Origin of the sequence: Nonomuraea sp. NPDC051191 (genome assembly GCF_044455665.1) — a bacterium.
Taxonomy (GTDB): domain Bacteria; phylum Actinomycetota; class Actinomycetes; order Streptosporangiales; family Streptosporangiaceae; genus Nonomuraea.
The window spans coordinates 1-25,565 of sequence record NZ_JBITEZ010000013.1 but is presented as its reverse complement, the minus strand read 5'-3'; the positions used below and the strand labels follow the sequence as shown (position 1 = coordinate 25,565).

The following is a 25,565-nucleotide window of genomic DNA, read 5'->3' as shown; positions in this document are numbered from 1 at the left end:
CCGCCAAGCCATGCCGATGGCCCGGGACGTACTCGTGGAGGTCGCCAAGCTCCATGGCGTCTGCATCCGGCCTATCCCGCTGCGGCGGCTCGACATCGTCACCGGCAAGTCCGAGATCATCGACGTCCCGTGCGGGGCTGTCCTCGCCAGCAAGTGTCCGCCGTGTGCCAAGCGCAACCGGCAGCTCCGCATGGCCCAATGCCGCGAGGGCTGGCACCTCGACACCGAACCCACGATCACACCCGACGAGCCGAACGAAGAACAGCGCTGGCTGATCGAGTTCCGCGCCGACATGCAGGCCAGACGGGATGCCGCCGAACAGGCCGGCGACGACACGACCGACCTGGACGCCGTCCTGTCCGGCCTCGATGACGAGATCAACGCCGCTGGCATGCGTGGCAGCATCACCGGATCCGCAGTGCCCAAGCGCACCCGATCAACCCGCCGACGGCAGGACGCCCCCGACCTGCCCAAGCGCAAGATGACCAACACCACCATTGGCCGCACCTTCACCAGCACCGACGGCAAGACCTACCGGCCGTCGCTGTTCGTCACGCTCACCCTGCCCAGCTACGGCAAGGTCCGCGACGGCGTCCCGATCGACCCCGACACCTACGACTACCGGCGCGCCGCTCGGGACGCGCTGCACTTCCCCAAGCTCGTGGATCGCTTCGTGCAGAACCTACGCCGGGTCGCGGGCTATGACGTGCAGTACTTCGCGGCTGTAGAGCCTCAGAAGCGGCTCGCCCCGCACCTGCACATGGCCATCCGGGGAACGCTCCCGCGCGCGGAGACCAAGCAGATAGCCGCCGCCACCTACCACCAGGTCTGGTGGCCCACCGCCGAAGAAGCACGCTTCGCCGGTGACCACCTGCCCGTTTGGGACGAGGAGGCAGGCTACCTCGACCCGGCTACCGGCGAGGTGCTGCCCACCTGGGACGAGGCCCTTGACGCTCTGGACGCGGACGCCGAACCCCTCCACGTGCTGCGCTTCGGCGATCAGGTGGACGTGCAAGGTGTTCTCGCCGGTACGCCGGACGCCGACCAGTGCATCCGGTATCTGTCCAAGTACCTGACCAAGTGCATCGGCGACAGCATCGACGGTGGCCAGGCCCAGCGCGAGCATGCCGCCCGCATGGTCGATGCCCTGCGCTACGAGCCCTGCTCGCCGACCTGCCCGAACTGGCTGCGCTATGGCGTCCAGCCCAAGAACGCCAAAGCTGGAATGGCTCCCGGCCGGTGACGCTCCAAGGCGCACAAACCCGAACATCTCGGCTACGCCGGACGCCGGGTCCTGGTCTCCCGCAAGTGGTCGAACAAGACCCTCGCCGAGCACAAACAGGACCGCCGTACCTGGGTCCTCGAAGCCCTCGGCCAGGCCGCCGAACCCACCGACCCACACCGCTACATCTGGCGCCCCGTACCGGCCGGAGACGCCAACGTGCCGCCACTCGCCATACGCCTCCTGCGCACCGTCGCCGAACGCCAACGCTGGCGAGCACACCTCAGAGACCTGGAAGCCAGAGCAGCCGGACAAGACCTTTCGGCAACTGAGGACATGGGGAGGGCCGCATGACCAAGCACGACGAACTCCTGACCGTCCGCCAGGTCCTCACCGAGCTCGGCGGTGTCTCCCGCCGCACCTTCTACCGCTGGCGTGAGATCGGCAAGGCACCCGAGGGGATCCGCCTGCCCAACGGTGAACTCCGCATCTACCGCAGCGATCTCAACGCCTGGCTCGAATCCCTCAGGAGCACCGGATGACGACCTCGTACGACGTGAAGTTCTTCGAGATCAGCCGCAACAAGTCCAGCAAGACGCCGTCATACGTCGTTCGCTGGTCGGTCGCCCGCAAGCGCTCCTCCAAGACCTACCGAACCAAGGCCTTGGCCGACAGCTTCCTGTCCGACCTGCGGCAGGCTGCCAAGCGCGGTGAGGCCTTCGATGTGGACTCCGGGCTGCCGACGTCGATGCTCAAGGCCAAGGATGCTCGGAGCATCTTGGAGTTCGCGCAGGCGTTCATAGAGATGAAGTGGACACACGCGGCGGCCAAGAGCCGAGACAGCATGTCCGACGCGCTGGCAACGATCCTTCCTACCCTGACCAAGGACCGCATAGGGCGCCCGGACGCTCGCGAGCTTCGGACCGTCCTCCGCAAGTGTCTCCTCCTGCCAGGGGACAAGCGTCCGGACGTACCGCCGCAGTACGCCTCCGCCGTGGCCTGGATGAAGGCGGCCTCACTCGACCTGGCAAGCCTGGAGGAGGCCAAGACGGTACGGCTCGCCCTGCACGCCCTGACCTTGTGCCTGGACGGCAAGGCGGCGGCCTCCACGACGATCGCCCGCAAGCGCGCCGTCTTCCATGCCCTCCTGGAGTACGCAGTGGAGCTGGAGGAGCTTTCGGCAAATCCGCTGCACAAGATCAAGTGGAAGCCGCCCAAGACCACCGAGACCGTAGACCCTCGCGTCGTCGTCAACCCACGCCAGGCGCAAGAATTGCTGACCGCCGTGACCTACGTAGGCCGACGCGGCAGAGGCCGGCGCCTGATGGCTCTCTTCGCCTGCATGTACTACGCCGCCCTACGCCCGGCCGAAGCGGTCGGCCTCCGACTCCAGGACTGCCATCTCCCCGCCTCCGGCTGGGGACGCCTCACCATCGACGTCTCCCGGCCGGAGGTGAACACCCAATGGACCGACACCGGCAACGCACACGAGGAACGCGGCCTCAAGCACCGCGGCAGACAGGACGTCCGCCCCGTGCCCATCCCGCCCGAACTGGTCAAGATTCTCCGCGCTCACATCGCGGAGTACGGGACAGCCGAGGACGGCCGCATCTTCCGCAGTGAACGGGGAGGTGTTGTGGCTTCAACGGCCTACACCGAGGTCTGGCAGGCCGCCCGCCTCTTGGCCTTCGCCCCCGCGCAGGTCGCCTCCCCGCTCGCCAAACGCCCGTACGACCTTCGGCACGCGGCAGTGTCCCTCTGGCTCAACGTGGGCGTCTCAGCCCCGGACGTGGCCGAAAGAGCCGGCCACAGCGTCGATGTCCTCCTACGGGTCTACGCCAAGTGCATCGACGGACAGCAGGGCATCGCCAACCAGCGGATCGGCGACGCCTTCGTCGCATGACGCACAGCCCAACCACACCGAGAGCCCCGGCCACCACCGGGGCTCTTGTTCTTGCCTGCGTACTGACCAAAACCAAGGGCCGACCTGCGGAAACGCGCCCAAGATCATTGCACGTATATTGGTGGACCAGCGACAACGGGCCACTCACGGCGGCATCTGGTTGCACACCCCTGAAACGCAGAAGAGGCCCCGAAGGGCCTCTGAACTGCTGTTACTGCTGGTGGCAGGTGCAAGGTTCGAACTTGCGTAGGCTGAGCCGACGGTTTTACAGACCGCTCCCTTTGGCCACTCGGGCAACCTGCCGTGCCATCCGCTCTCGCGGCGACAGACAGAAGAATAGCGGACTTCCGAGGTGTACGTGACACCAGTTTGTCCCTAGCCGGATCGTGGTCATCGGCTGCGCCGGAACAGCAGGCGTCCCATCCCGCGTGCGTGCTGGTCGAAGCCTGCCGCGTCGTTGGTTCTGGGGAAGGGTTCGTTCGGGACGGGTACGTCCAGGAAGTCGCAGAGCGGCTGCCAGCCCTGGGCCACTTCGAACACCAGCAGCCGGTCCGAGGGGATGGTGGCTTTGACCTCTTCCACGTGTTCTTTGAAGATTTTCAGGGCGAGTTCGGTGTCGGGGATGCCGCCGCCGAAGACGCGTTCGCTCACGACCAGCCGGGTCATCCGGATGAATGCCGCGAAGTCCGTGTCGAGGAGGCGGGAGATCGTGCCCATCGTCCGGCCCGACCAGGTGCGGGCGCGGGCGGACCGTTTGAAGATGGTGGCGTTCATGCTGGCCAGCCAGCGTTCGGGGTCGCGGACGGTGAGGATGACCTTGGCGTCCTTGTAATGGTGGGCGAGTTCGCGCCAGTACGCGGCGGCCGGCCAGTCGACGCAGGAGTCGTAGCCGGACATGAGGGTTTCCCAGGTGACGGGGCGGCCCTCGGCGAGGTCCAGCCAGCGGCGGATGTGGACGGGATTCTGGAGCACTTCCGTCATGTGATGACATGGGCCGAAGCCCAGACGTTCCAACGCGGTCTTCGTGGACAGCGTTCCTGTACGGCCGAAGCCGGCTCCGATGACTCGCATGATCCCTACCAATACGATCGGAAACTGCGAAATGTGGGCCCACAGGCATGATCCGCCGCCGAGGGCCCGGCAGCAAGCCGTGTCCGGGGAACGTGGACTGCACGGCGCGCCGATGCTGGCTAGGCTCGTTCGCTGGGTCCGCGCATTTGGCGTACGACGGAGCGGTTTCGCGTACGGCGGAGAGGCGGGATCCCGAATAACGCTTTCACAGCCGAGAGGATGGGTGTTTTGGCCGATTCATCTTTCGACATCGTCAGCAAGATCGACCGCCAGGAGGTCGACAACGCGCTGAACCAGACGGTCAAGGAGATCGGACACCGCTTCGACTTCAAGGGCACCGGGGCGAGCATCAGCTGGTCCGGGCAGGACAACATCGAGATCAAGGCGAACAGCGAGGAGCGCGCGAATGCCGCACTCGACGTGTTCAAGGAGAAGGTGGTCAAGCGCGGGCTCTCGCTGAAGATTCTCGAGGCGGGCGAGCCCAGGCTGTCGGGCAAGGAATACCGCATGCTGGTCACCCTCAAGGAGGGCATCGACCAGGAGAATGCCAAGAAGATCTCCAAGCTGATCCGCGACGAGGGTCCCAAGGGGATCAAGGCGCAGATCCAGGGCGAGGAGCTGCGGGTCAGCTCGAAGAAGAAGGACGATCTGCAGGACGTCATTTCTCTGCTCAAGGGCAAGGATCTGGACATCGCTCTGCAATTCGTGAACTACCGCTAACGGGCCGGCATCCGGGGCACATGGTGGCGTACGCGCCTTCTTGTGCCTCGGGCCTGCGTTCTCGTCGGACGGCGGGTCCGGCATCGTAAGCTCGACAACCGTGACGAAGATCCCCCTGCGCCGCTTCACGGCACGCGTCCTGCCCCTCGACGCAGAAGACCGGGTGCTGCTGCTGCACGGCTTTGATCCGCAACGGCCGGACGAGCCGTTCTGGTTCACCATCGGCGGCGCGACCGAGGCCGGGGAGGAGCTTCAGCAGGCCGCCGCGCGCGAACTGTACGAGGAGGTCGGGATGCGGCTGGAGGCGGAGGAGTTCGCCGGTCCGTACGGGACGAGCACGATCGAGTTCTTCTGGTCGGAGTACGCGATCACGCAGGACCAGACCTTCTTCGCGATCCGGGTGCACGACGCCGCCGTCTCCTTCGATCACATGGAGCAGATCGAGAAGGAGACGACGACCGGGCATCGGTGGTGGAGCGCGGAGGAACTGGAGAACACCGGGGAGACCTTCTTCCCCGAGGACCTGCCGGCCATCCTGAGGAAGGTCACGGCGGCCGGCGAGCTCGGGTAACAGCCGAGCGGTGAGACCCGCCGAGCCGTACGCGAGCCCTTGCGGCCTTCCGAGACAGGGCCGGAAGGCCCTGATCGATTGCGGTACGGCCGGTGGAGAGCAGATGGCGAAGCTCTGACAGGAAGGCCGGATTCGGGGCTCTCGGTCGATTTCAGCAGCCCTGGCGCAGTCGCGACGGATTCGCCTCCTCGGCCTCACCCGACCAGGAACGCCCTCGGTCCATCTGATCGGGAAGGTCAGCGGCGGTAGCCGGCCATGCGCTCCAGCCTTGCCACCCGCTCCGACGTGGGCGGATGGGTCGAGAAGAGGCGGCCGAAGCCGGATCCGCTGAACGGGTTCGCGATCATCATGTGCGAAGCCGAGGTCAGGCGGCTGTTCTCGGGGAGCGGCAACCTGCGCGCGCCCATCTCGATCTTGCGAAGCGCCGAGGCCAGGGCCAGCGGGTCACCCGTGAGCCTCGCGCCCGATTCGTCGGCCTGGAACTCTCTCGTCCGCGAGATCGCCATCTGGACCATCCCGGCCGCCACCGGCCCGAGGATCATCATCAGCAGGGCGCCCACGAAGCCGGGGCCCTCGTCGTCGTCGGAACCGCCGAAGAAGACGGCGACGTAGCTCAGCCACGTGATCATCGTGGCCAGCGCGCCGGCCACGGACGAGACAAGGATGTCCCGGTTGTACACGTGCGACAGCTCGTGCCCGATCACGCCGCGCAACTCGGACTCGTCGAGCAGCTGGGTCAGGCCGTACGTGACGCACACGGCGGCCTTACGTGGGCTGCGTCCGGTGGCGAACGCGTTGGGCTGGACCGTCGGGGAGATGTACAGGCGCGGCATCGGCTGGCGGGCCTCGGTGGAGAGCTCGCGGACGATCCGGTAGAGCGTGGGGTGCTCGACCTCGCTGACCGGCCTGGCCCGCATGGCCGACAGCGCGATGCGATCGGAGAAGAAGTAGGCGACGCCGTTGCTCAGCAGGGCCAGCACCAGCGCGATCTGCAGGCCGGTGCCACCGCCGAGCCACGCGCCCACCACGATGATGAACGCCGACAGACCTCCGAGGAGGATGGCGGTACGCAGACCGTTGTGGTGCAAGGTCTCCCCCCTTCGTGGTCCGGGTTTCACCTCGTCCAACGACGATGACCCGGGTTATCGTTCCCCGGCGTGCTCAGCTGCGGGCGGAGCGCGACTTACCCCCTGTTCCGGGGGAAGCAGGGCGGGTTGCGGCCCGGCTGCCCCGCAATGCGAACAGCCGGTGGACCCGCCCACGGTCAGCTCGTGGCCGATAACGAGGTCAGGTCGAGGACGAGCTGGGGAGCGACCGAGAAGAGGATCGCCACGGCCAGGGCCAGGCCGACGGCGAGCCACGCCGCCGGGGACGGGCTACGGAGGCGCCTCTCTCCTGAAGGCGTGAAGAGGCGGGACGCCCATACGGCGTAGTAGTAGAGGCCGATCACGGTGTTGACGGCCATGACCAGCGCGAGCCAGCCCAGGCCGCCCTCGACGATCGTCCGGAACACGAAGACCTTGGCGAAGAGGCCGGCCAGCCCCGGCGGCAGCCCTGCCAGGCAGACCAGGCAGAACGCGAGCGCGATCCCGGCGGCCGGGCTGCGCAGGACCAGGCCGCGGTAGTCGTCGAGCTCGTTGCGTGGAGAAGTTCTGGAGACGAGCAGGACGACGGCGAAGGCGCCGAGGTTCATGGCCGCGTAGATGACCAGGTACGCGACGGACGTGCCGGTCGCGGCCTGGGACGTGGCCGCCGTGGCGGCGATCGCCAGCGGGGCCAGGACGTAGCCGGACTGCGCGACCGAGGACCAGGCCAGCATGCGGACGGCCGAACGCTGGCGCATGGCGAGCAGGTTGCCCACGGTCATGGTCAGCGCCGAGATGACCGCGATCACCGGCCCCCAGGTGGACGACTGCCCGGCCAGGGCGGTGACCAGGAGCAGGATGAGCCCCGCGAACCCGGCCGCCTTGGAGATGACCGAGAGGAGGGCCGCCACCGGGATGGGCGCGCCTTGGTAGACGTCCGCCGCCCAGGAGTGGAACGGCACTGCGGCGATCTTGAACGCGAACCCGGCCGCCACGAGGACGACGCCCACCGTGACGACCGCGGGCAGCCCGTGGGCCGTCTCCAACGCCGTGGAGTACGTGCCCGCCGCCGCTCCCGGCGCCGGGGCCCGGCCGCTCAGGACGGCCGCCAGACGGGAGAGGTAGACCGTCCCGGAGATGCCGTAGAGGAGGGAGACGCCGAACAGCATGATGGCCGTGGACACGACCGACACGACGAAGAGCTTGACCGCGGCCTCGGAGGCGCGGCCGTCGTAACGTTTGAGCGCGGTGAGGGCGAACACCGGGAGCGAGACCAGTTCGAGCGCCACCACGAGCATGACCAGGTCGCGGGAGGCGGGCAGGGTCACCGCGCCGACGAGGGTGCCGAGCAGCAGGAAGTACCACTCGCCGGCCGGGATGCCGCCGCCGGCCAGCTCCGCCATCGACATCAGCACGACCACCAGGGCCGCGACGAGCACCAGCCCCGCGAACGCCGTCGTGAACCGGTCGGCGACGAACGAGCACAATGAGCCCGCCTCGCCGGCCGCGAGCTCCGGCGGGACGCAGAACGTGGCCCGGGACGTACCGCTCACGGCCTGCGCGATCATGAACCCGAGGGCCGCGGTCACCCCCGCCAGCGTCACCAGCCCGAGTGCGGTCCGTGTGCGCGCCGACGACGGCAGGAACGCGTCGAGCAGCAGCACGAGCCCGGCCACCACCGCCAGCGCCAGCGGCGGCGCGATCGCGAAGTAGTCGATCTGCTGAGTCATGACAGGGCTCCCAGCAGCGTCTGCACGGCCGGCGTGGTGAGTGAGAGCAGGAGGCCGGGCCAGAGCCCGAAGAGCAGGATCAGGACCACCAGCGGGGTCCACGCCGCCAGCTCGTAGGACCGGATGTCATCGATGCCCTGCTGGACGTTCTCGGCTTCGAGCGTCGTGGTCGGCTGCCCCGCGAGCGACTCGTCCGAGCCGAGGGGCGCCACCGGACGTTCGTCGGGCGTCTCGCCGGCCGGCTGCCGTGCATGCCCCGACGGGCGGCCGTGGGTGACGCGGGACAGCATGAGCACGAAGTACGCGGCCGTCAGGACCGCCCCCAAGCCGCCGATCACCATGTACGTCAGGAAGAGCGGACGCGGCAGGCCGCTCGCCGGCTGGAACGCCCCGAACAGCGCCAGCATCTCCCCCCAGAACCCGGCCAGACCGGGCAGCCCGAGCGAGGCGATCGCGGCGAAGGTGAGCACCGATCCCAGGCGCGGCATCGTGGCCAGCAGGCCGCCGCCGAGGCTCGGCATGTCGGCCGTGTGGTAGCGGTCCTTGATCGCGCCGGCCAGGAAGAACAGCAGGCCAGTGATCAGGCCGTGGGCGACGTTCGCGAACAGGGCGCCGTTGATGCCGACCGGGGTCAGGGTGGCGAAGCCGAGCAGGACGAAGCCCATGTGCCCCACGGACGAGTAGGCGATCATGCGTTTGAGGTCACGCTGCGCCAGACAGGCCAGAGCGCCGTAGATGACGCCGACCACGGCGAACGCCCCCAGCCAGGGCGCAACCGCGATCGCCCCCTCTGGGAGGACGGGGATGGCGATCCTGGCGAAACCGTACGTGCCCATCTTCAGCAGCACGCCGGCCAGCAGCACCGAGCCGACGGTCGGGGCCTCGGTGTGGGCGTCGGGCAGCCAGGTGTGCAGGGGCCACATCGGCGTCTTGACGGCCAGGCCCACACCGATCGCCACGAACGCCAGGATCTGCACGGACCTGGACATCCCCGCGCCGTGGGACGCGGCCAGTTCGGCCAGGTCGAGCGTGCCGGTCTGGGCCCGGACGAGCAGCAGGCCGAGGAGCATCACGACCGAGCCGAGCAGCGTGTAGAGGATGAACTTGATCGACGCCGCCCGGCGCCCTGCCCCGCCCCAGATGCCGATCAGGAAGTACATCGGGATCAGCACGATCTCGAAGAAGACGAAGAAGAGCAGCAGGTCGAGGGCGAGGAACGTGCCGATCATGCCGACTTCGAGCACCAGCAGCGTGAACACGAGCGCCCGCGGCCTGTTTCCCAGGAAGCGGCTCGGCGTGCGGGCCCGCCCCCAGGAGAGGTAGCCGAAGCAGAGGAACGTCAGCAGCGCGGTCAGGACGATCAGCGGCAGCGAGATGCCGTCGACGCCCAGGTGGAAGCGGAGCCCCAGGCCGGGGATCCACGGCTGGTCGACCGTGAACTGCAGGCGCGTCGGACGTCCGTGATCGAACGTGGCCGTCATGACCAGGGCCAGCGCCAGCGTGATGCCCGAGAGGATCAGGCCGTACGTGCGCAGGGCCGGGCGGAGCGCGCTGGGGGCGAGGAGGAGCAGGAGCGCGCCGAGCAGCGGCACGGCGAGCAGTGCGACCGGCAGCCAGCCCGTCATGAGATCACCACCGTCCCGCGCGGGTGCGCACTCGTGCCCGGATGGTCGTGGCTCGTCGTGTGGGCCACTCTGATGCGGCTGGGGCCGTCATGTGAGCATCACCGCCCCCACCGCGATCAGGAGCACCCCGGCGAGGACGCCGCTGACATAGAGCTGGACGTTGCCGTTCTGGGCCAGGCGCAGCCATCCGGACAGGCCGCGGACGGTGCGGCCCGATCCGCGGACGGCGCCGTCCACGACCACGTCGTCCGTTCTGACGACCAGCCGGGCCAGGGCCATGATCGGGCGGACGAACAGCGCGGCGTAGAGGCCGTCCACGTAGAACGCGTGCTCGCAGGGGGCCCGCAGTGGGCCCAGCAGGCGTGCCGGATCGGTGAGCGGGTCGCCGCGCCAGACGGCGTAGACGACACCCGCGCCGAGCAGGGCGAGCACGACGCTGATCGCGGCCACCGCCAGGTCCACGTGCGGCTCCACCGCGAAGCCCAGCAGCAGGGCGGGGACGGTGAGGAGCATGACGGGCACGAGCATGGTCCTGGGGGCCTCGGTGACGTCGACGACGTGGGCCGTCCCGGGCTCGGGCTCGGGGAGCGCCACCACTCGCGGCGGCCCGAAGAACGTGCGGAGCCAGGCTCTGGTGGCGTACGCGCCGGTGACGGCGACGGTGGCGAGCGCGCAGCCGTACAGGAGCAGTGCGGCGGCGTCCGTCAGGCCTCCGCCGGCCAGCGCGTTGTCCATGGCCGCCAGGACGCCGTCCTTGCTGAAGAAGCCGCTGGCCGGTGGGAGGCCCATCAGAGCGGCGAAACCCACCGTCATCGTCACGAACGTGACCGGCAGCTCGCGGCGCAACCCGCCCATCTGGGTCATCAGGTTGGAGCCGACGTGGTGGATCACCGCTCCGGCACACAGGAACAGCAGCGCCTTGAACGCCCCGTGCGTCACCAGGTGGAAGATGGCCGCCCGGTCGGAGCCCGCGGCCAGGCCGCCGGCCATGTAGGCGAGCTGGCTGACCGTGGAGTAGGCGAGCACGCGTTTCAGGTCGTTCTGGGCGAACGCGGCCAGCGCGGCGCCCAGCATGCCGATCGCCGCGATGACGGCCAGGACGTCGAGCGTGGGGCGGGCGGCGAGGAAGGCGGGAAAGAGCCTGGCCACGATGAAGATGCCGGCGGCGACCATGGTGGCGGCGTGGATCAGCGCGCTGATCGGCGTCGGGCCGGCCATGGCGTCCGGGAGCCAGGTGTGCAGCGGCACCTGGGCGCTCTTGCCCGCGACACCGCACAGCAACAACATGGTGGCCGTCGTCAGGGTGGCCGCGGACATGTCGGGCACCTTCGCCAGCACGTCGGCGACACGGAAGCTGCCTGCCGCCGTGCCCAGGACGAAGATGCCGAACAGGAAGCCGACGTCGCCGAGCCGGGTGACGAGGAACGCCTTGACCGCCGCGCGTGAGTTGCCCCGGTCTTCCCACCAGTGACCGATGAGAAGGTAGGAGCACAGGCCCATGATCTCCCAGCCCACGTAGAGGACCAGGAGGTCGCCCGCGTAGACCACCAGGAGCATGGCGGCGGTGAACAGGCTGATGAACGCGCTGTATGACGGGTAGCGGGGGTCGTCCTTGAGGTAGCCGACCGAGTAGACCTGCACGGCCAGCGCCACGAGTGTCACGAGGACGCCGAGGATGGCCGACAGGTCGTCGGCCTGGAGGACCAGCGAGATCGGGACGCCGCCGGTGACGATCGTGCCGTACGCGCGGCCCACGGGCTCGGAGGGTGTGCCGCCGTCCAGGAACGTGAAGCCCGGCCCCCAGGCCAGCCACAGGGCCAGGACGGCCGAGGCGGCGGTCGGGAGGATGGCGATCCACGCGGCCCGGGTGTTGGCCCGTTCGCCGAGGGTCTTCTCGGCCGCCGCGAGTCGCGCTCTGTCGGTGGGGGTGTGGCGTGGTGGCTGTTCCTGGGCCGGTGTGCGGGGGTGCGGCCAGCGGGAGAGCAACAGGGCGATGGCGGCGGCGATGGCGGGCAGGAGTACGGCCAGCAGCGGGAACGTCGTCACGGCTTGCCTCCTCGCTCGGCGCTCTGGTCGTCTGCGCGGCCGCCGTCGAGGGCCGGGGCGGGTTGGCGGTTGTCGAGAGGGGCCGGGGTGGTGCTCGAGAGCAGGGCCGGGCGCTCGTCGGCGGGCTCGGACAGGTCGCGGAGGTGGTCGAGGTCGACGGTACGGCGGTTGCGGTAGAGGGCCAGGACGATCGCCAGCCCCAGGCCGACTTCGGCCGCGGCGATGACGATGACGAACAGGGTGAGCACCTGGCCGCTGTGCAGGCGGTCGCGCAGCCACACGTCGAAGGCGACCAGGTTGAGGTTGACGGCGTTGAGCATCAGCTCGACCGACATCAGCACGAGGATCGTGTTGCGCCTGGCGAGCACACCGTAGACGCCCACGGAGAACAGGAGCGCGGAGACGACCGCCGGGTAGACGATGTGCACTAGTGACCCCCCGTCTCATCGGGCGGCGAGCCGGGAATGTCCGTACGGGACAGCACGATGGCTCCGATCAATGCGGCGAGCAGCAGCACGGACAGCGCCTCGAACGGCAGCACCCACGTGGCGAAGACGCTGGCGCCCAGCTCCTTCGCCGCCCCGTGGCCCGGCGTCAGCGGTGTGTACGCCGTACGGAAACCGTCGATCACGACCGTGACCAGGACCGCCGCCGCCGCCACCGCCACCACGGCCGCCACCGGACGGTTGCCGCTGTCGAGGTCGGCGGAACGGCCGATCGGGGCGCGGGTGAGCATGATGCCGAACAGCATCAGGACCACCACCGCGCCCACGTAGATCAACACCTGGACCCAGGCCACGAACTCGGCGGTCAGCACCAGGTAGCCGCCCGCGAGCGCGCCGAAGGAGACCACGAGCCAGAGGGCGGCGTGGACGAGTTGTCTGGTCGTGACGACGAGCAGCGCCGATCCAACCGCTACCGCTCCCAGCAGCAAGAAGACGATCTCTTGCCCGGTGGGTGACAGGTAGGAGGGCACCGCCTCGGTCACGACTCCTCCTCGGACTCCTCTGGGTCGTCAGGGCCGAGCCGCCCCGGCGGTCGGATGGACCTTGGGTCCGCCATCCTGCGCCTGCGGGGGCTCGCGGATGAAGTCTGCTCCTCCGGCCCGGGTTCCGGTGACGGTTCACCCGTGGCTGTGGAAAACCTGTTCGAGGGCGGCTCGCCTGTGGATGAAGTCGTTCCCGGCGAGGGCTCCTCCGAAGCTTGTGGGCCCTGGTCCTGGGCGGGCGTGCGGTTCGGCTCCTCGCCTGCCGAGATGGCAGCGTCGTCGTCCTCGTCGGCGCGGGGGGCGTCGCCCTGGGGTTCGGTGGGAACCTCGCCGTTCGTCACGTCTGAGGGCTCCGTCGTGTCTGACGGGCTTGTCTCGGATGAGGGCTTCGTCGGCTCGGACGGGTGGGCCGGGGCCTTCGTCTCCTGTCCCTGCTCGGGGGCGGGTTCTGTGGATGACGGTTCGGCCGGCTGCGGGCTGGGAGGGAGAGCGCCTGGCGGGCGGATGCCTCGCACGTTCGACATGGGCCTGCGCGTACGCTCGCGGCGGCCCGCAGTGGGAGGGGTCGCCGCAGGGCCCTCGCCGGGAGCGGCTTCAGGAGCTTCCGTGGAACCGGCCTGCTCGCGCGCCCGCTCCCCCTGGTCGGCGCTGTGCCGAGCCCGCTTTTCGACGCCCCCGGCCGACGGGCCGGCGTCCGTGCGCCCAGGAGCCGGAGTCACGCCGGCCCGCCCGGTGTCGGCCCGCCCGGTGTCGTCACCGCCTTGTTGGGACGGAGCCGCCTCGGCACGTTCGGAAGGTGGCGCTGCTTCTGTGCTGGGGGTTGCGCTTACGGCGGAGTCTGGGCCGAGCGCCGATTCGGCGCCGGCTTCAGGCTCGGCGCCCGCGATCCCGCCGGAGGCCGCCGCCCCCGGCTCTACGACCCCCGGACGGGCGGCGCCCGCTTCCTGAGGGCTCGCCGGCGTTCCGGTGCCGGTTTCGCTCGTGGCGGCCTCGCGCGGTCCGGCGGCGCGCTCTCGCGCGGCACGCCGGGCCTCGGCGCCGGCGGGGCCGGGCGCGCCGGGGCGGGCGGTCCCGGTACGGGCCGCGGGACGGCGAGGGGCGGCCGTCAGCTCCTTCGGAGGCTCGGCGCCGGGGTCGTGGGCAGGCGGCGGCGGGACGGTCTGGGTCCAGGACGCCAGTTTGTCCTTCTCATGCAGAAGGTTACGGATGTCACCCTCGGCGTACTCGAACTCCGGAGACCAGAAGAGGGCGTCGAAGGGACAGACCTCGATGCAGATGCCGCAGTACATGCACAGGGCGAAGTCGATGGCGAACCGGTCGAGCACGTTGCGCTGGCGGGGACGTCCGCCTTCCGGGGCCGGGATCGTCTCCTTGTGGGAGTCGATGTAAATGCACCAGTCGGGGCACTCTCGGGCACAGAGCATGCAAGAGGTGCAATTTTCCTCAACCAGGGCGATAACGCCACGGCTGCGGGGCGGCAGGGCCGGCTTGACCTCGGGATACTGCTGGGTGACGGATTTGCGCAGCATGTGGCGAAGAGTGATGGACAGCCCTTTTGCCAGTCCGACTCCCGGTATCCGCGCCATGGTTCAACATCATGACGTACTTGGCGGCGGAGGTGAATGAGCCAAGACCGTTATCCCCAGTTTTTCCACAGCCATCCACAGGTTCAGTGGAAGTTATCCACAGGCTGGGTGACTGTCCGATATGAACGACTGCATGGCGATAGTCTCTCGGCCATGCCGTACAGCCATCCGGTCCGTCCCAGTAGTGGGGCGTGGGCGGCCGCCATCGGGTGGGCCGTCCTGGCCCTCATCTCGTGCGGGCTGGCGACCCCGTTCACGATCGGGTTCGCGGCATACTGGCTGCGGAGCACCTGGCAGGCCATCGGCGCCTGCGTCTACCTGGTCCTCATCGGCTCGTTCGCCATCGCCATCATCCTTTACGACGACTTCGACAGCATTCCCGAGCCGATGTCCACCCTGATCTCGTTCGGGTTCGTGGTCGGCTGGATCGGCGGGATCGCCCATTCGATCGTCCTGGTGCCGGCGATGGCGCGGGCGCGCCACCGGCCGCCCGTGCAGGCGCAGGGGCCCGTACCGCAGTACCGTCCCACCGACGTGCATCAGCGCACCACGGCCCCCACCCGTCAGCAGCATCCCGGGCAGCCGGAGTGGATCGGGCACTACCGGGTGCTGCACCAGCTCGGGCGCGGCGGGCAGGGGGCCGTCTACCTCGCCATGGCGCCCAACGGGGTGCGGGTGGCGGTCAAGGTGCTGCACGATCTGGTAGACGAGACGGCACGTACGAGGTTCGCGCGGGAGGTGGACGCGGCTCGGCGGGTCGCCACGTTTTCCACAGCCCGGGTGCTCGATGTGAACATCAACGGGCAGCACGCGTACATCGTCTCCGAATACGTGGAAGGGCCGTCGCTGGAGCAACTCGTACGGCGCCACGGGCCCCGCGACGAGGACGGCCTGACGCGGCTCGCGTTATCCACAGCCGGAGCATTGGCGGCCATCCACAAGGCCGGAGTGGTGCATCGTGACTTCAAGCCGAGCAACGTGCTGATCGGGCACGACGGGCCGCGGGTGATCGACTTCGGGATCGCCCGCGCGCTCGACAGGATGACCATGACGTCCGGGAAGATGGTGGGGACGCCGCCGTACATGTCGCCTGAGCAACTGACCGGGGAGCCTGTGGGGCCCGCGTCCGACGTGTTCAGCTGGGCGGTGACGATGATGTTCGCGGCCACGGGGCGGCCGGCGTTCGGGGAGGACACCGTGCCTGCGGTCTTCAACCGGGTGCTTACGGTTCATCCGGATCTGTCGCCGTTACCGCCTGCCTTACGGGGAATTGTGGGGGCTTGCCTGAACAAGCGCCCCCAGGAACGGCCGTCGGCGTCGGACGTGATGGTGGCGATCGTCCACTAGACGCCGACGCCTCCGTACGGAACCGGCGCCTCCGACGGACGGTCAGAGGCAGCGGCGGACCCTCCCCACCCGCAGGCCGGACAGCCGGAGCTCGACCCGGCTCGGAAGGGCGGGCAGAGGGGTCAGGGGATGGCTTGGGGGGAATTGGTGGTGAGGGTCAGGTATTCGTCTCGGGATATGCGGTGCATCGCCAGGCCCAGGCCGTGGCGTTCGGTGAAGCGGTGAAGAGCGGCGGGGGCCCAGCGGCCGGGAAGGTGGATCAGAGGGTTCCCGGCGGGGTCGAGGAGGAAGATGCCGGACAGGTCGTCGAAGCGGTACCGGAGAAGGCTGCTGCCCCGTTCGACCGGAAGCTCGGCGATGACCCCCGACCGGCGATAGACCGACAACCTCCTGGACGACTTCATTCGCAGATACGGCCCTTCCGGCGGCCCCACGATCACGCCGCGCCCCGCCTGCCACCGATGCACCCCGCCCAGCACAGGCCGGACGACCAGCAGGGCAGGGCTGAAGGCGACCAGCAGCCATTTGGCCTCGATCAGTTCCATCAGGACCCGCCCGACGGCCGAGAAGCCGCGCCAGGCCCCCCACATCCCGATGGCCCCCAGGTACACCATCAGCCCGAGCCCGGCGACTCCCGCGCACACGCCCAGCGCCAGGTTCCATCTGGCCGGTCGCGGCACCGGAAGACCGCGGACGCGTTCCCAGCCGGGCGCGCGGGCGGCGAGGATCCGGCGGGTCCGCTCGGAGCCGTCGTCCTGGCCGTCTCTGAGGGGGATTCCGGCCTTGGCGGCGAAGTCCCGCAGGTGGGGCGGGTGCCAGTCGCCGGGGAGGTCCAGCAGGACCAGTCCGTCGGGGTCGAGGGCGGCGACCCCCGTCAGGACCTGCGACTTCTTTCCGGAACCGTCGATCGAGTAGCCGTAACGGTAGAGCGATGCGGGTGACAGGGTCGTCGAACGGCCCCTGGCTTCGTCGGTGACGGTCAAGGTTCGGCCGTCGGAGGTCAGGCTGACTTTCGGGCAGCGGGCGCCTTTCATCGCACCCGCGACGGGCAGGAGTTGCGCGTTCACAAGTCGTCCCCTTCATCTGGGGCCCCCTATGCCGGGTACGACGGATAAGCACGACATAAAGTTTCCGTCGCCACAACAGAAAGCCCCGCGAACCTCAGACGAGGACCTTCACCACGCCGGTGAGCGCGAGCTGGACGAGGGCCAGCGGCACCAGCCCGGCCCAGGCGAGCTTCTGGAGCTGGTCCTCACGCAGCCGGGGATAGGTGACCCGCAGCCAGATCACCACGAACGCCAGCGCGAAGACCTTGATCAGGGTCCAGATCCAGCCCGGCAGGAACGGCCCGTGCCAGCCGCCCAGGAAGAGCACGGTGGTCAGGAAGGACAGGACGACGATCCCGACGTACTCGGAGAGCATGAACAGGGCGAAACGCATGCCGGTGTACTCGGTCATCGGGCCCATGATGATCTCGGACTCGGCGATCGGCATGTCGAACGGCGGACGCCGCAGCTCGGCCAGCCCCGCCACGAAGAACACCACGCCGCCGATCGCCTGCCAGGGCAGCCACCACCACTGCCACGCCTCGACGATGCCGGGGATCGACAGCGTGCCCGCCGCCATCGCCACGGAAGAGGCCGCCAGCACCAGCGGCAGCTCGTACGACATGAGCTGGGCCGCCGCCCGCATCCCGCCGAGCACCGAGTACTTGTTGGCCGACGACCATCCGGCCATGATCGCGCCGAGCACGCCGACGCCCATGACGGCGAGCACGAAGAACAGCCCGAGATCGAGGTCGACGGCGACCAGCCCGCGGTCGAGCGGGATGACGATCAGCACGATCAGGTACGGGACGAGGGCCACGCCGGGAGCGATCATGAAGATGCGGCGGTCGGCCGCGGCCGGGATGACGTCCTCCTTCTGCATGAACTTCACGCCGTCGGCGATGAGCTGCGCCCAGCCGTGGAAGCCGCCCGCGTACATGGGGCCGAGCCTCGACTGCATGTGGGCCATGACCTTGTGCTCGGTCTGGCCGACGATCAGCGGCAGCACCAGGAACACGACGAGGATGACGACGAAGCTCAGCACCACTTCAAGCATCAGGCGGACCCCAATCGGCCGGTACTCCGGGCGGAAGCGTCTTGCGGCGGCTCGGGGCGCCGTGCCCGGACTCGCCCGGTTCCTTGGCGCCCGGCCACGGCTTGGCCACGCGGGCGGCCAGCACGAAGTCCTTGCGCAGCGGGTGGCCCTCGAAGCCGTCGGGCAGGAGCAGCGGCACCAGGTGGGGGTGCTCCTCGAAGATCACCCCGAACATCTCGTACGTCTCGCGTTCGTACCAGTTCGCCCCCCGGTAGACGCCGACGGCGGACGGCAGGCGCGGGTCGGCGCGCGGCACCCGGGTGCGCAGCAGCAGCCGCTCGCGGGTGTCCAGGTTGTAGACGTGGGCGACGACGACGAAGGCGTCGGGCGGCTCGTCCACGCCGGTCAGCCAGTCGAAGAAGGCGTGGCCGAGGTCGTCGCGGGCGTAGGTCAGCAGCTCGATCCAGTCGGCGGGGGCGACGTCGATCGTGGTCTCGCCGTAGGACTCGCTGAGCTCGGCGCGCTCGCCGAACCGGGCGGCGACGGCGGCGGCGGCGGCGTTCACGCCTGGTCCTCGGCGCCGTGGGAGCGGGACCAGACGTAGCGGTCGCTGAGCTTCTCCCCCGCGATCTTCTCCTGGAGCTTCATGATGCCGTAGAGCAGGGCCTCGGGGCGGGGCGGGCAACCGGGCACGTAGACGTCGACGGGGATGATCTGGTCGACGCCGTTGGTCACGCAGTAGGAGTCCCAGTAGGGGCCACCGGTGTTGGAGCAGGCGCCGAACGAGATCACGTACTTGGGGTCGGGCATCTGCTCGTAGAGGCGCTTCACGGCGGGGGCCATCTTGTCGGTGACCGTGCCGGAGACGATCATCAGGTCGGCCTGACGGGGGCCGTTGGCGAACGGGATCACCCCGAACCGGATGAAGTCGTGCCTGCTCATGGAGGTCGCGATGAACTCGATGGCGCAGCAGGCCAGCCCGAAGTTGAACACCCACAGGGAATAGCGCCGACCCCAGTTGAGCACGAACCGCATGGGTTTGGGCGCGAGCCTGGAGACAGGTCCGACGGTGGGCATCGGGAGATCCGTTGCTGCCATGTCGCCCATTCTTGCGCGAATCGCAGGTCAGGCAAAGGAATCATGCTTCTTGGTGGCGGCGAGCTCGGTGACGAGCCGGTCGAACAGGGGGGCGAGCTCGGCCTCGATGGCCTCGTTCTCGTTGTCCCGCAGCCGGATGACCGGCCAGTCGTGGTGGAGGGAGCGTATGAACTCCACGCGCAGCGGGAGCGGTGGATGCGAGTCATCGACGCGGGCCTGTTCCATGGCCTGGATCCGGCGCCGCCGTTCGAGCTCGTGGTCGGGGAAGGCGGCCTGCCGTTCGCGCAGCTTCTCCCACACCGAGGGGCCGAGCGCGGCCGACATCCAGGCCAGTTCGTTCACGTCGATGTCGCCTGTCGCGACGAGGTCGAGTGTCCCGGCGGCGGCCTCGGAGGAGGCGACACGGGCGGCGCGTTCGTCGGCGACGTACTCGGCCTGGCGGGCGGAGCGCATGGTGACGAACAGCAGGAGCATGCCCAGCATCCAGACCAGCAACCCCGAGACGCGCATCAGAATGATCACTGCCAGCGCGAAGGGGCCGAGCACGCTTTCCGGCATGGTCTCCCCCACGTATTCCCCGCCTCGTGAGGCTCCGCGCATGGACCGTCGGACGGACTCCAGCGCGCCGAGCGCGGTGCGGGTGAACCGAGCGTGCCGGCTGTCGCCGTTGCTGGAATGGCTGAGCTCGTGCGCGAGCAGCGCCACCCGTTGCTGAGGTTGGAGCAAGGCCCATAACGGGGCGCCGATCTCGAGCACGCGCCTGCCCCGCAGGCCGACCTGACCGAAGGAGCCGTTGAAGGCGGGAGTGACGATGACCAGGTCCACCGGGTTCGCACCGATCTCCGCACCGACCCTGTCGATCAGGTCGTACAGGCGCGGCGCGGCGCCCCTCGTGAGCACGAGCGGTCCGCGCGGCAGGCGTCCCAGCCGCGGGCGCATCAACCAGGCGACGAACAGCAGGAGCGCGCCGAGCAGCACGCCGAGGACGTTCGGCCACGTGACGACCGCCCACCCCGCCCCGACGAGCGCGCCCGCCGCGATCACATGCACCGACGCGGCTATCACGTACGAGAGCACCCGCGCGACCGTCGTCCCCGGAACGTCGGCGCCCTTCTTGAGGGTGTCGGCGTGCAGTCCCGCGGTCAGCCGGTCCGTGACGGCCTGGCTGATCGAGCGCTTGCCCTCAGGTACGGGCAGGTTCCACCCGCAGGACGGACACCACACGGGAAAACGCCCGTCCTGTGTGATCGAGACACCACATCGGGGACACGGTCTCTGTGTCGGCATGTCGGAGAACGGTGACAGAAGCCACATCCGACGCACCAGCACACCCGAATAACGATCTACGTCCAGGACAGGACGCGTTTGCGCCAGGCGTACAGGATGCCGAGGGTGATGAAGCCGAGGAACACGAACATCTCGACCAGGGTCGTCACCCCGTAGCCGGGCGCGTCGAAGATCGTGGCCCACGGGAAGAGGAAGACGGCGTCGACGGCGAAGACGACGTAGAGGTAGGCGAAGACGTAGTAGCGGATCTGGGACTGCGCCCAGCCGTCGCCGACCGGGTCGACGCCGCACTCGTACGTGGTCAGCTTCTCGGGGGTCGGCCTGGTGGGCCGCAGGAGCCGGTTGACCGTGAGGGCCCCGGCGACGATGGCGACGCCGATCGCGAGCAGCACGGCGACCAGCACGTAGGACCCGAAGTAGCCCTCCATGACGTGATCGTAACCCAGTCAAACCTCAGACCCCATAACCCCAAGACAGGGCAAAAGGGATAGTCGCCCCCATACCCTGACAGACATGCACCAAACGCGATTCTTTACTGGAATCGCTCTGCTGGCCCTCTCGGCCGGGGGCTGCGGGCTGGCCGCCGCCTCGCCCGAGCGGGACGTGCTGGTCCCGGCAGAGCCGACCGCGATCGACTTCGTCGACCCCGCGACAGTCGTCGGCCTGTCCACGGCGAACATCACCAACAAGGACGACCACAGTAGATATGTGCACATCAGCTACCCCGAACTGACCGACGCGCCGAGCCTGAACCGCGTCCTGCGCGCGGAGGCCGAGCGGCAGTTGCGCGCCTTCCGGGCCGCCAAGAGCGTCAACGGCGGCTACCCGCGTTCGGAGCTGAACATGGACTGGCAGCTCGCCGCCCGCTCCCCCGAGGCCGTCGGGGTACGGCTGCGCACCGGCGAGTTCCTGGGCGCGAGCTGGGGCAACTCCACCCGCACCTTCTGGTTCGACCCGCGTACCGGCAAGGCGGCCGGGTCCATGGCGCTGCTCGGCGGGCAGCAGGCGCTCGACCGGCTCACGGTGCTGGTCAAGGAGCAGCTCAAGGGACGCGGGCCGCAGGTCGAGCGGGACGGCGTGCGCGCCGACCCCGACCAGTTCGACTCCATGGCCTTCAACCGCGGCGGTGACCTGGTGGTCGAGTTCGACGACTGCCAGGTCGGGCCGTGCTCGCTCGGCCGGGTCGCCGTGGCCGTCCAGGCCGGACGGGTGACGCCGCTGCTGTCCGAGCTGGGACGCCGGGCGCAGGAGAGCGTACGGGAGGCCGCCCGCAGCGCTCCTCCGGCCGGGCCGGAGACGACGCCCACGGCCAGTCCCGAGGCCACCAGCAACCGGGCCGGCAGCGTGAACTGCGCCAGGACCAAGTGCGTGGCGCTGACGTTCGACGACGGGCCAGGGCCGGGGACCGGGCGACTGCTCGACCTGCTGGCCGCCGGCAAGGCGCGGGCCACGTTCTTCACCGTCGGGACGAACGCCGTCACGCAGCCGGGCCTGCTGCGCAGGATGAGCGCGGAGGGCCATCTGGTCGGCAACCACTCCTGGGCCCACCGGGACCTGTCGAAGCAGGGCACCAGCAAGATCGCCGACTCCTTCCGGCGTACCGACGACTCCGTCAGGGCGGCGATCGGGCAGGAGCCCACGCTGGCCCGTCCGCCCTACGGCGCGATCAGCAAGGACGTCCGCGACGTCGCCCGCGACCTGGGACTGTCGCTGGTCGGCTGGGACGTCAACGCCAGGGACGAGCCCGGCGCCAAGGCGTCGGAGATCACCGACCGCGTCGTGCGCAAGGCCCATCCGGGCGCGATCATCCTGCTGCACGACACCAATGCGGAGTCGATCGACGCGATTCCGGGCATCCTGAAAGAACTCAGCGGGAAGGGTTACACCTTCGTGACCGTTCCAGAGCTGTACGGCTCCGCAGCGATGCGCGCCGGACGCCTGTACGAGACGGGGAGCACGCAGTCGCGCAAGCAGCCCCTGACGTAGCACACGTGTTGGGGGGACGTATCATTGGCGCTCGTGACCCGAACCGTCCTCTTCGCACGCCTGCATGTAGACCTCTGCAGGCTCGCGTCAGGGCTGTGTCGTCGTTCTCCCGCCTCAACCTGACTTCCGACCGCGTTACCCGCTTTCGCGGCTGGCAAACGCGTGACCTTCCGAGGATCTAGCATGGAAACAGAGAACGCGCCCAAAGCAACCGCGCCTTGGCGCGTCGAGGAGGACTGAGCTGTGACGAAGCAGGTCCAGCAACTCGACCGCGTGATCATCAGGTTCGCCGGCGACTCCGGCGACGGCATGCAGCTCACCGGCGACCGCTTCACCGCGGGGACGGCGGAGTTCGGCAACGACCTGTCGACGCTCCCCAACTTCCCCGCCGAGATCCGCGCCCCCGCAGGGACCCTGCCCGGCGTGTCGAGCTTCCAGCTCCACTTCGCCGACCACGACATCCTGACGCCCGGCGACGCGCCCAACGTGCTCGTGGCGATGAACCCGGCGGCGCTGAAGGCCAACCTCGGCGACCTGCCGCGCGGCGCCGACATCATCGCCAACATCGACGAGTTCTCCAAGCGCAACCTGCAGAAGGTCGGCTACGCGGCCAACCCGCTGGAGGACGACTCCCTGAACGAGTGGCGCGTGCACGCGGTGCCGCTGACCTCGCTGACGGTCAAGGCGCTCGAAGGCTTCGAGATCTCGAAGAAGGACGCCGAGCGCGCCAAGAACATGTTCGCCCTCGGCCTGCTGTCGTGGCTCTACCACCGGCCGACCGAGCAGACGATCTCGTTCCTCCAGCAGAAGTTCGCCAAGAAGCCCGACATCGCCAAGGCGAACATCGCGGCCTTCCAGGCGGGCTGGAACTACGGCGAGACGACCGAGTCGTTCTCGGTCTCCTACGAGGTCAAGCCCGCCAGGCTGGCTCCCGGCGTCTATCGCAACATCTCGGGGAACCAGGCCCTGGCCTACGGGCTGATCGCGGCCAGCGTGCAGTCGAAGCTGCCGCTGTTCCTGGGCTCGTACCCGATCACGCCGGCCAGCGACATCCTGCACGAGCTGTCCAAGCACAAGCGGTTCGGCATCCGCACCTTCCAGGCGGAGGACGAGATCGCGGGCGTCGGCGCGGCGCTGGGGGCGGCGTTCGGCGGGGCGCTGGGCGTGACCACCACCTCCGGGCCCGGCGTGGCGCTGAAGGCGGAGACGGTCGGCCTCGCGGTCACCACCGAGCTGCCGTTGATCATCGTTGACGTCCAGCGCGCCGGTCCCAGCACGGGCATGCCGACCAAGACCGAGCAGACCGACCTGCTGATGGCCATGTTCGGCCGCAACGGCGAGTCGCCGGTGCCGATCGTCGCGCCGCTCTCGCCGAGCGACTGCTTCGACGCGGCCGTCGAGGCGGCGCGGATCGCGGTCAAGTACCGCACCCCGGTCATGTTGCTCTCGGACGGCTACCTGGCCAACGGCTCGGAGCCGTGGCGCCTGCCCGAAGTCGCCGACCTGCCCGACATCTCGCAGGAGTTCACGACCGAGCCCAACGGCGAGGGCGGCGAGTTCCTGCCGTTCAAGCGGGACACCGAGACGCTGGCCCGCCCGTGGGCCATCCCCGGCACGGCCGGCCTCGAACACCGCATCGGCGGCATCGAGAAGGCCGACGGCACCGGCAACATCTCCTACGACCCGGACAACCACGACCTGATGGTCCGCACCCGGGCCGCCAAGATCGCCGGGATCGACGTGCCCGACCTCGTGGTCGACGACCCCGACGGCGACGCCAAGGTCCTGGTCGTCGGCTGGGGCTCGACGTACGGGCCGATCGCGGCGGCCGTACGGCGCATCAGGCGCAACGGCGGCAAGGTCGCCCAGACGCACCTGCGCCACCTCAACCCGCTGCCGGCCAACACCGGCGAGGTGCTCAAGAGCTACGACAAGGTGCTGCTGCCCGAGATCAACCTCGGCCAGCTCGCGCTGCTGCTGCGGGCCCGCTACCTCGTCGACGTGATCAGCTACAACCGCGTGCGCGGGCTCCCGTTCAAGGCCGAGGAGCTGGCCGGAGTCATTCAGGACGTGATCGACAGTGACTGAGCTGGTGAACGGGAAGGGCCTGAGCCTGGTTCCCAAGACGGACGTCAAGCAGGGGCTGAAGGACTTCAAGTCCGACCAGGAGGTGCGCTGGTGCCCGGGTTGCGGTGACTACGCGATCCTGGCCGCGGTGCAGAGCTTCCTGCCGGAGCTGGGGCTGCGGCGCGAGAACATCGTGTTCGTCTCCGGCATCGGCTGCTCCTCGCGCTTCCCGTACTACCTCGACACCTACGGCTTCCACTCGATCCACGGCCGCGCGCCCGCGATCGCGACCGGCCTGGCCGCCTCCCGGCCCGACCTGTCGGTGTGGGTGATCACGGGTGACGGCGACGCGCTGTCGATCGGCGGCAACCACCTGATCCACGCGCTGCGCCGCAACGTCAACCTGAACATCCTGCTGTTCAACAACAGGATCTACGGTCTGACCAAGGGCCAGTACTCGCCCACCTCCGAGGTCGGCAAGATCACCAAGTCGACGCCGATGGGCTCGCTGGACAAGCCGTTCAACCCGATCTCGCTGGCCATCGGCGCCGAGGCGTCGTTCGTGGCCCGCACGATCGACTCCGACCGCAAGCACCTGCAGTCGGTGCTGCGCGAGGCCACGGCGCACCAGGGCACGTCGCTGGTGGAGATCTACCAGAACTGCAACATCTTCAACGACAACGCCTTCGAGCAGCTCAAGGACCCGGCGGTCCGCGACGACATCACGCTGCGGCTCGAACACGGCCAGCCGATCGTGAGCTCGTCCAAGGCCGTCGTGCGCGGCGCCAACGGCGGCATCGAGGTCGTCGCCAGAGACGGCGTGAGCGAGGAGCAGATCCTCGTGCACGACGCCCACAACCCCGACCCGTCGGTGGCCTTCGCCCTCAGCAGGCTCGACGAGCCGGCCTTCGAGCACGTGCCGATCGGCATCTTCCGCCAGGTCGACCGCCCGGCCTACGACGTGCTCATGGCCGACCAGCTGGAGGAGGCCGTGGCGCAGAAGGGCCCCGGCGACCTGAGCGAGCTGCTCTTGGGTGGAGACACCTGGCGCATCAGCTAGTGGCCCGTCACCGAATCTTGGACGGGTAATTGATCTCCAGCGGTGAACCCGCCAGGCTTGCTGCCTCTTCGATATTGGGAGGTGGTCGTGG

Annotated in this window: 22 protein-coding genes, 1 tRNA gene and 2 pseudogenes; 10 read left to right on the top strand and 15 right to left on the bottom strand. The window is 69.0% G+C overall.

Annotated elements, in window-relative coordinates:
• Nucleotides 1–10: 10 nt before the first annotated feature.
• The 3 genes and pseudogenes from ACIA8R_RS34075 to ACIA8R_RS34065 all read left to right on the top strand — a co-directional run bounded on the left by ACIA8R_RS34075 (nt 11) and on the right by ACIA8R_RS34065 (nt 3,125).
• Nucleotides 11–1,576, top strand: a pseudogene (locus ACIA8R_RS34075) (replication initiator).
• Nucleotides 1,573–1,764 carry an AlpA family transcriptional regulator gene (locus ACIA8R_RS34070; protein ID WP_185845092.1) on the top strand — a complete coding sequence of 64 codons (192 nt, stop codon included), beginning with the start codon at nt 1,573–1,575 and terminating at the stop codon, nt 1,762–1,764. The pseudogene ACIA8R_RS34075 and the gene ACIA8R_RS34070 overlap by 4 nt, the downstream one beginning before the upstream one ends.
• The gene (locus ACIA8R_RS34065; RefSeq protein WP_397042051.1) at nt 1,761–3,125 is read left to right on the top strand and encodes a tyrosine-type recombinase/integrase; all 1,365 of its coding nucleotides are present in this window, start codon (nt 1,761–1,763) and stop codon (nt 3,123–3,125) included. Before ACIA8R_RS34070 ends, ACIA8R_RS34065 begins: the two co-directional genes overlap by 4 nt.
• A 218-nt stretch (nt 3,126–3,343) precedes the next feature.
• On the opposite strand, the gene ACIA8R_RS34060 is transcribed toward ACIA8R_RS34065, so the two are convergent.
• Together ACIA8R_RS34060 and ACIA8R_RS34055 are read right to left on the bottom strand one after the other, a co-directional pair.
• A tRNA-Tyr gene (locus ACIA8R_RS34060) sits at nt 3,344–3,428 on the bottom strand.
• An 87-nt stretch (nt 3,429–3,515) separates the two neighbouring features.
• Complete coding sequence (locus ACIA8R_RS34055; RefSeq protein ID WP_397042050.1) at nt 3,516–4,196, bottom strand: sulfotransferase family protein; 681 nt, start codon at nt 4,194–4,196, stop codon at nt 3,516–3,518.
• A gap of 219 nt (nt 4,197–4,415) precedes the next feature.
• Here ACIA8R_RS34055 and ACIA8R_RS34050 point away from each other — a divergent pair, with 219 nt between their 5' ends.
• Together ACIA8R_RS34050 and ACIA8R_RS34045 are read left to right on the top strand one after the other, a co-directional pair.
• Nucleotides 4,416–4,916 (top strand): YajQ family cyclic di-GMP-binding protein, encoded by a 501-nt coding sequence (locus ACIA8R_RS34050; RefSeq protein WP_357692229.1) that lies wholly within the window; start codon nt 4,416–4,418, stop codon nt 4,914–4,916.
• A gap of 100 nt (nt 4,917–5,016) precedes the next feature.
• Nucleotides 5,017–5,487, top strand: coding sequence for an NUDIX hydrolase (locus ACIA8R_RS34045; protein ID WP_397042049.1), 471 nt, complete (start codon nt 5,017–5,019; stop codon nt 5,485–5,487).
• Nucleotides 5,488–5,723: 236 nt separating this feature from the next.
• On the opposite strand, the gene htpX is transcribed toward ACIA8R_RS34045, so the two are convergent.
• The 7 genes and pseudogenes from htpX to ACIA8R_RS34010 all read right to left on the bottom strand — a co-directional run bounded on the left by htpX (nt 5,724) and on the right by ACIA8R_RS34010 (nt 14,385).
• Nucleotides 5,724–6,575, bottom strand: a complete 852-nt coding sequence (gene htpX / locus ACIA8R_RS34040) for a zinc metalloprotease HtpX (protein ID WP_357692233.1) — start codon at nt 6,573–6,575, stop codon at nt 5,724–5,726.
• Between the two features lie 176 nt (nt 6,576–6,751).
• The gene (locus ACIA8R_RS34035) at nt 6,752–8,302 is read right to left on the bottom strand and encodes an NADH-quinone oxidoreductase subunit N (protein WP_397042048.1); all 1,551 of its coding nucleotides are present in this window, start codon (nt 8,300–8,302) and stop codon (nt 6,752–6,754) included.
• Nucleotides 8,299–9,927, bottom strand: coding sequence for a NuoM family protein (locus ACIA8R_RS34030; protein ID WP_397042047.1), 1,629 nt, complete (start codon nt 9,925–9,927; stop codon nt 8,299–8,301). Before ACIA8R_RS34030 ends, ACIA8R_RS34035 begins: the two co-directional genes overlap by 4 nt.
• A gap of 87 nt (nt 9,928–10,014) precedes the next feature.
• Nucleotides 10,015–11,973 carry an NADH-quinone oxidoreductase subunit L gene (locus ACIA8R_RS34025; RefSeq protein ID WP_397042046.1) on the bottom strand — a complete coding sequence of 653 codons (1,959 nt, stop codon included), beginning with the start codon at nt 11,971–11,973 and terminating at the stop codon, nt 10,015–10,017.
• Nucleotides 11,974–12,098: 125 nt separating this feature from the next.
• A pseudogene (gene nuoK, locus ACIA8R_RS34020) lies at nt 12,099–12,401 on the bottom strand (NADH-quinone oxidoreductase subunit NuoK); the annotation flags it as partial.
• A complete protein-coding gene (locus ACIA8R_RS34015; RefSeq protein ID WP_397042045.1) occupies nt 12,401–12,961 on the bottom strand; it encodes an NADH-quinone oxidoreductase subunit J in 561 nt (186 codons plus the stop codon). The pseudogene nuoK and the gene ACIA8R_RS34015, both read right to left, overlap by 1 nt.
• Nucleotides 12,958–14,385, bottom strand: a complete 1,428-nt coding sequence (locus ACIA8R_RS34010; protein ID WP_397042233.1) for a 4Fe-4S binding protein — start codon at nt 14,383–14,385, stop codon at nt 12,958–12,960. Before ACIA8R_RS34010 ends, ACIA8R_RS34015 begins: the two co-directional genes overlap by 4 nt.
• A 315-nt stretch (nt 14,386–14,700) precedes the next feature.
• Between ACIA8R_RS34010 and ACIA8R_RS34005 the strand changes: the two genes are divergently transcribed.
• Nucleotides 14,701–15,894, top strand: a complete 1,194-nt coding sequence (locus ACIA8R_RS34005; RefSeq protein ID WP_357692245.1) for a serine/threonine-protein kinase — start codon at nt 14,701–14,703, stop codon at nt 15,892–15,894.
• A 122-nt stretch (nt 15,895–16,016) separates the two neighbouring features.
• Here the strand turns inward: ACIA8R_RS34005 and ACIA8R_RS34000 are convergent, their stop codons facing one another.
• The 6 genes from ACIA8R_RS34000 to ACIA8R_RS33975 all read right to left on the bottom strand — a co-directional run bounded on the left by ACIA8R_RS34000 (nt 16,017) and on the right by ACIA8R_RS33975 (nt 20,789).
• A complete protein-coding gene (locus ACIA8R_RS34000) occupies nt 16,017–16,961 on the bottom strand; it encodes a hypothetical protein (protein WP_397042044.1) in 945 nt (314 codons plus the stop codon).
• 94 nt (nt 16,962–17,055) lie between these two features.
• Nucleotides 17,056–17,997, bottom strand: coding sequence for an NADH-quinone oxidoreductase subunit NuoH (gene nuoH, locus ACIA8R_RS33995; RefSeq protein WP_364099276.1), 942 nt, complete (start codon nt 17,995–17,997; stop codon nt 17,056–17,058).
• Nucleotides 17,990–18,541 (bottom strand): NADH-quinone oxidoreductase subunit C, encoded by a 552-nt coding sequence (locus tag ACIA8R_RS33990; protein ID WP_397042043.1) that lies wholly within the window; start codon nt 18,539–18,541, stop codon nt 17,990–17,992. The genes nuoH and ACIA8R_RS33990 overlap by 8 nt, the downstream gene beginning before the upstream one ends.
• Nucleotides 18,538–19,053, bottom strand: a complete 516-nt coding sequence (locus ACIA8R_RS33985; protein ID WP_397042232.1) for an NADH-quinone oxidoreductase subunit B — start codon at nt 19,051–19,053, stop codon at nt 18,538–18,540. The genes ACIA8R_RS33990 and ACIA8R_RS33985 overlap by 4 nt, the downstream gene beginning before the upstream one ends.
• Nucleotides 19,054–19,101: 48 nt before the next feature.
• A complete protein-coding gene (locus tag ACIA8R_RS33980; protein WP_397042042.1) occupies nt 19,102–20,298 on the bottom strand; it encodes a M48 family metallopeptidase in 1,197 nt (398 codons plus the stop codon).
• Between the two features lie 119 nt (nt 20,299–20,417).
• Nucleotides 20,418–20,789 (bottom strand): NADH-quinone oxidoreductase subunit A, encoded by a 372-nt coding sequence (locus ACIA8R_RS33975; RefSeq protein ID WP_397042041.1) that lies wholly within the window; start codon nt 20,787–20,789, stop codon nt 20,418–20,420.
• A gap of 85 nt (nt 20,790–20,874) precedes the next feature.
• Here ACIA8R_RS33975 and ACIA8R_RS33970 point away from each other — a divergent pair, with 85 nt between their 5' ends.
• The 4 genes from ACIA8R_RS33970 (at nt 20,875) to ACIA8R_RS33955 (ending at nt 25,474) form a co-directional block, all read left to right on the top strand.
• Complete coding sequence (locus ACIA8R_RS33970; protein WP_364099288.1) at nt 20,875–22,347, top strand: polysaccharide deacetylase family protein; 1,473 nt, start codon at nt 20,875–20,877, stop codon at nt 22,345–22,347.
• Between the two features lie 33 nt (nt 22,348–22,380).
• A complete protein-coding gene (locus ACIA8R_RS33965; protein ID WP_357692259.1) occupies nt 22,381–22,470 on the top strand; it encodes a putative leader peptide in 90 nt (29 codons plus the stop codon).
• Nucleotides 22,471–22,590: 120 nt separating this feature from the next.
• A complete protein-coding gene (locus ACIA8R_RS33960; protein ID WP_364099292.1) occupies nt 22,591–24,435 on the top strand; it encodes a 2-oxoacid:acceptor oxidoreductase subunit alpha in 1,845 nt (614 codons plus the stop codon).
• Complete coding sequence (locus tag ACIA8R_RS33955) at nt 24,428–25,474, top strand: 2-oxoacid:ferredoxin oxidoreductase subunit beta (RefSeq protein ID WP_357692263.1); 1,047 nt, start codon at nt 24,428–24,430, stop codon at nt 25,472–25,474. The genes ACIA8R_RS33960 and ACIA8R_RS33955 overlap by 8 nt, the downstream gene beginning before the upstream one ends.
• The last annotated feature ends 91 nt before the right edge of the window (nt 25,475–25,565 follow it).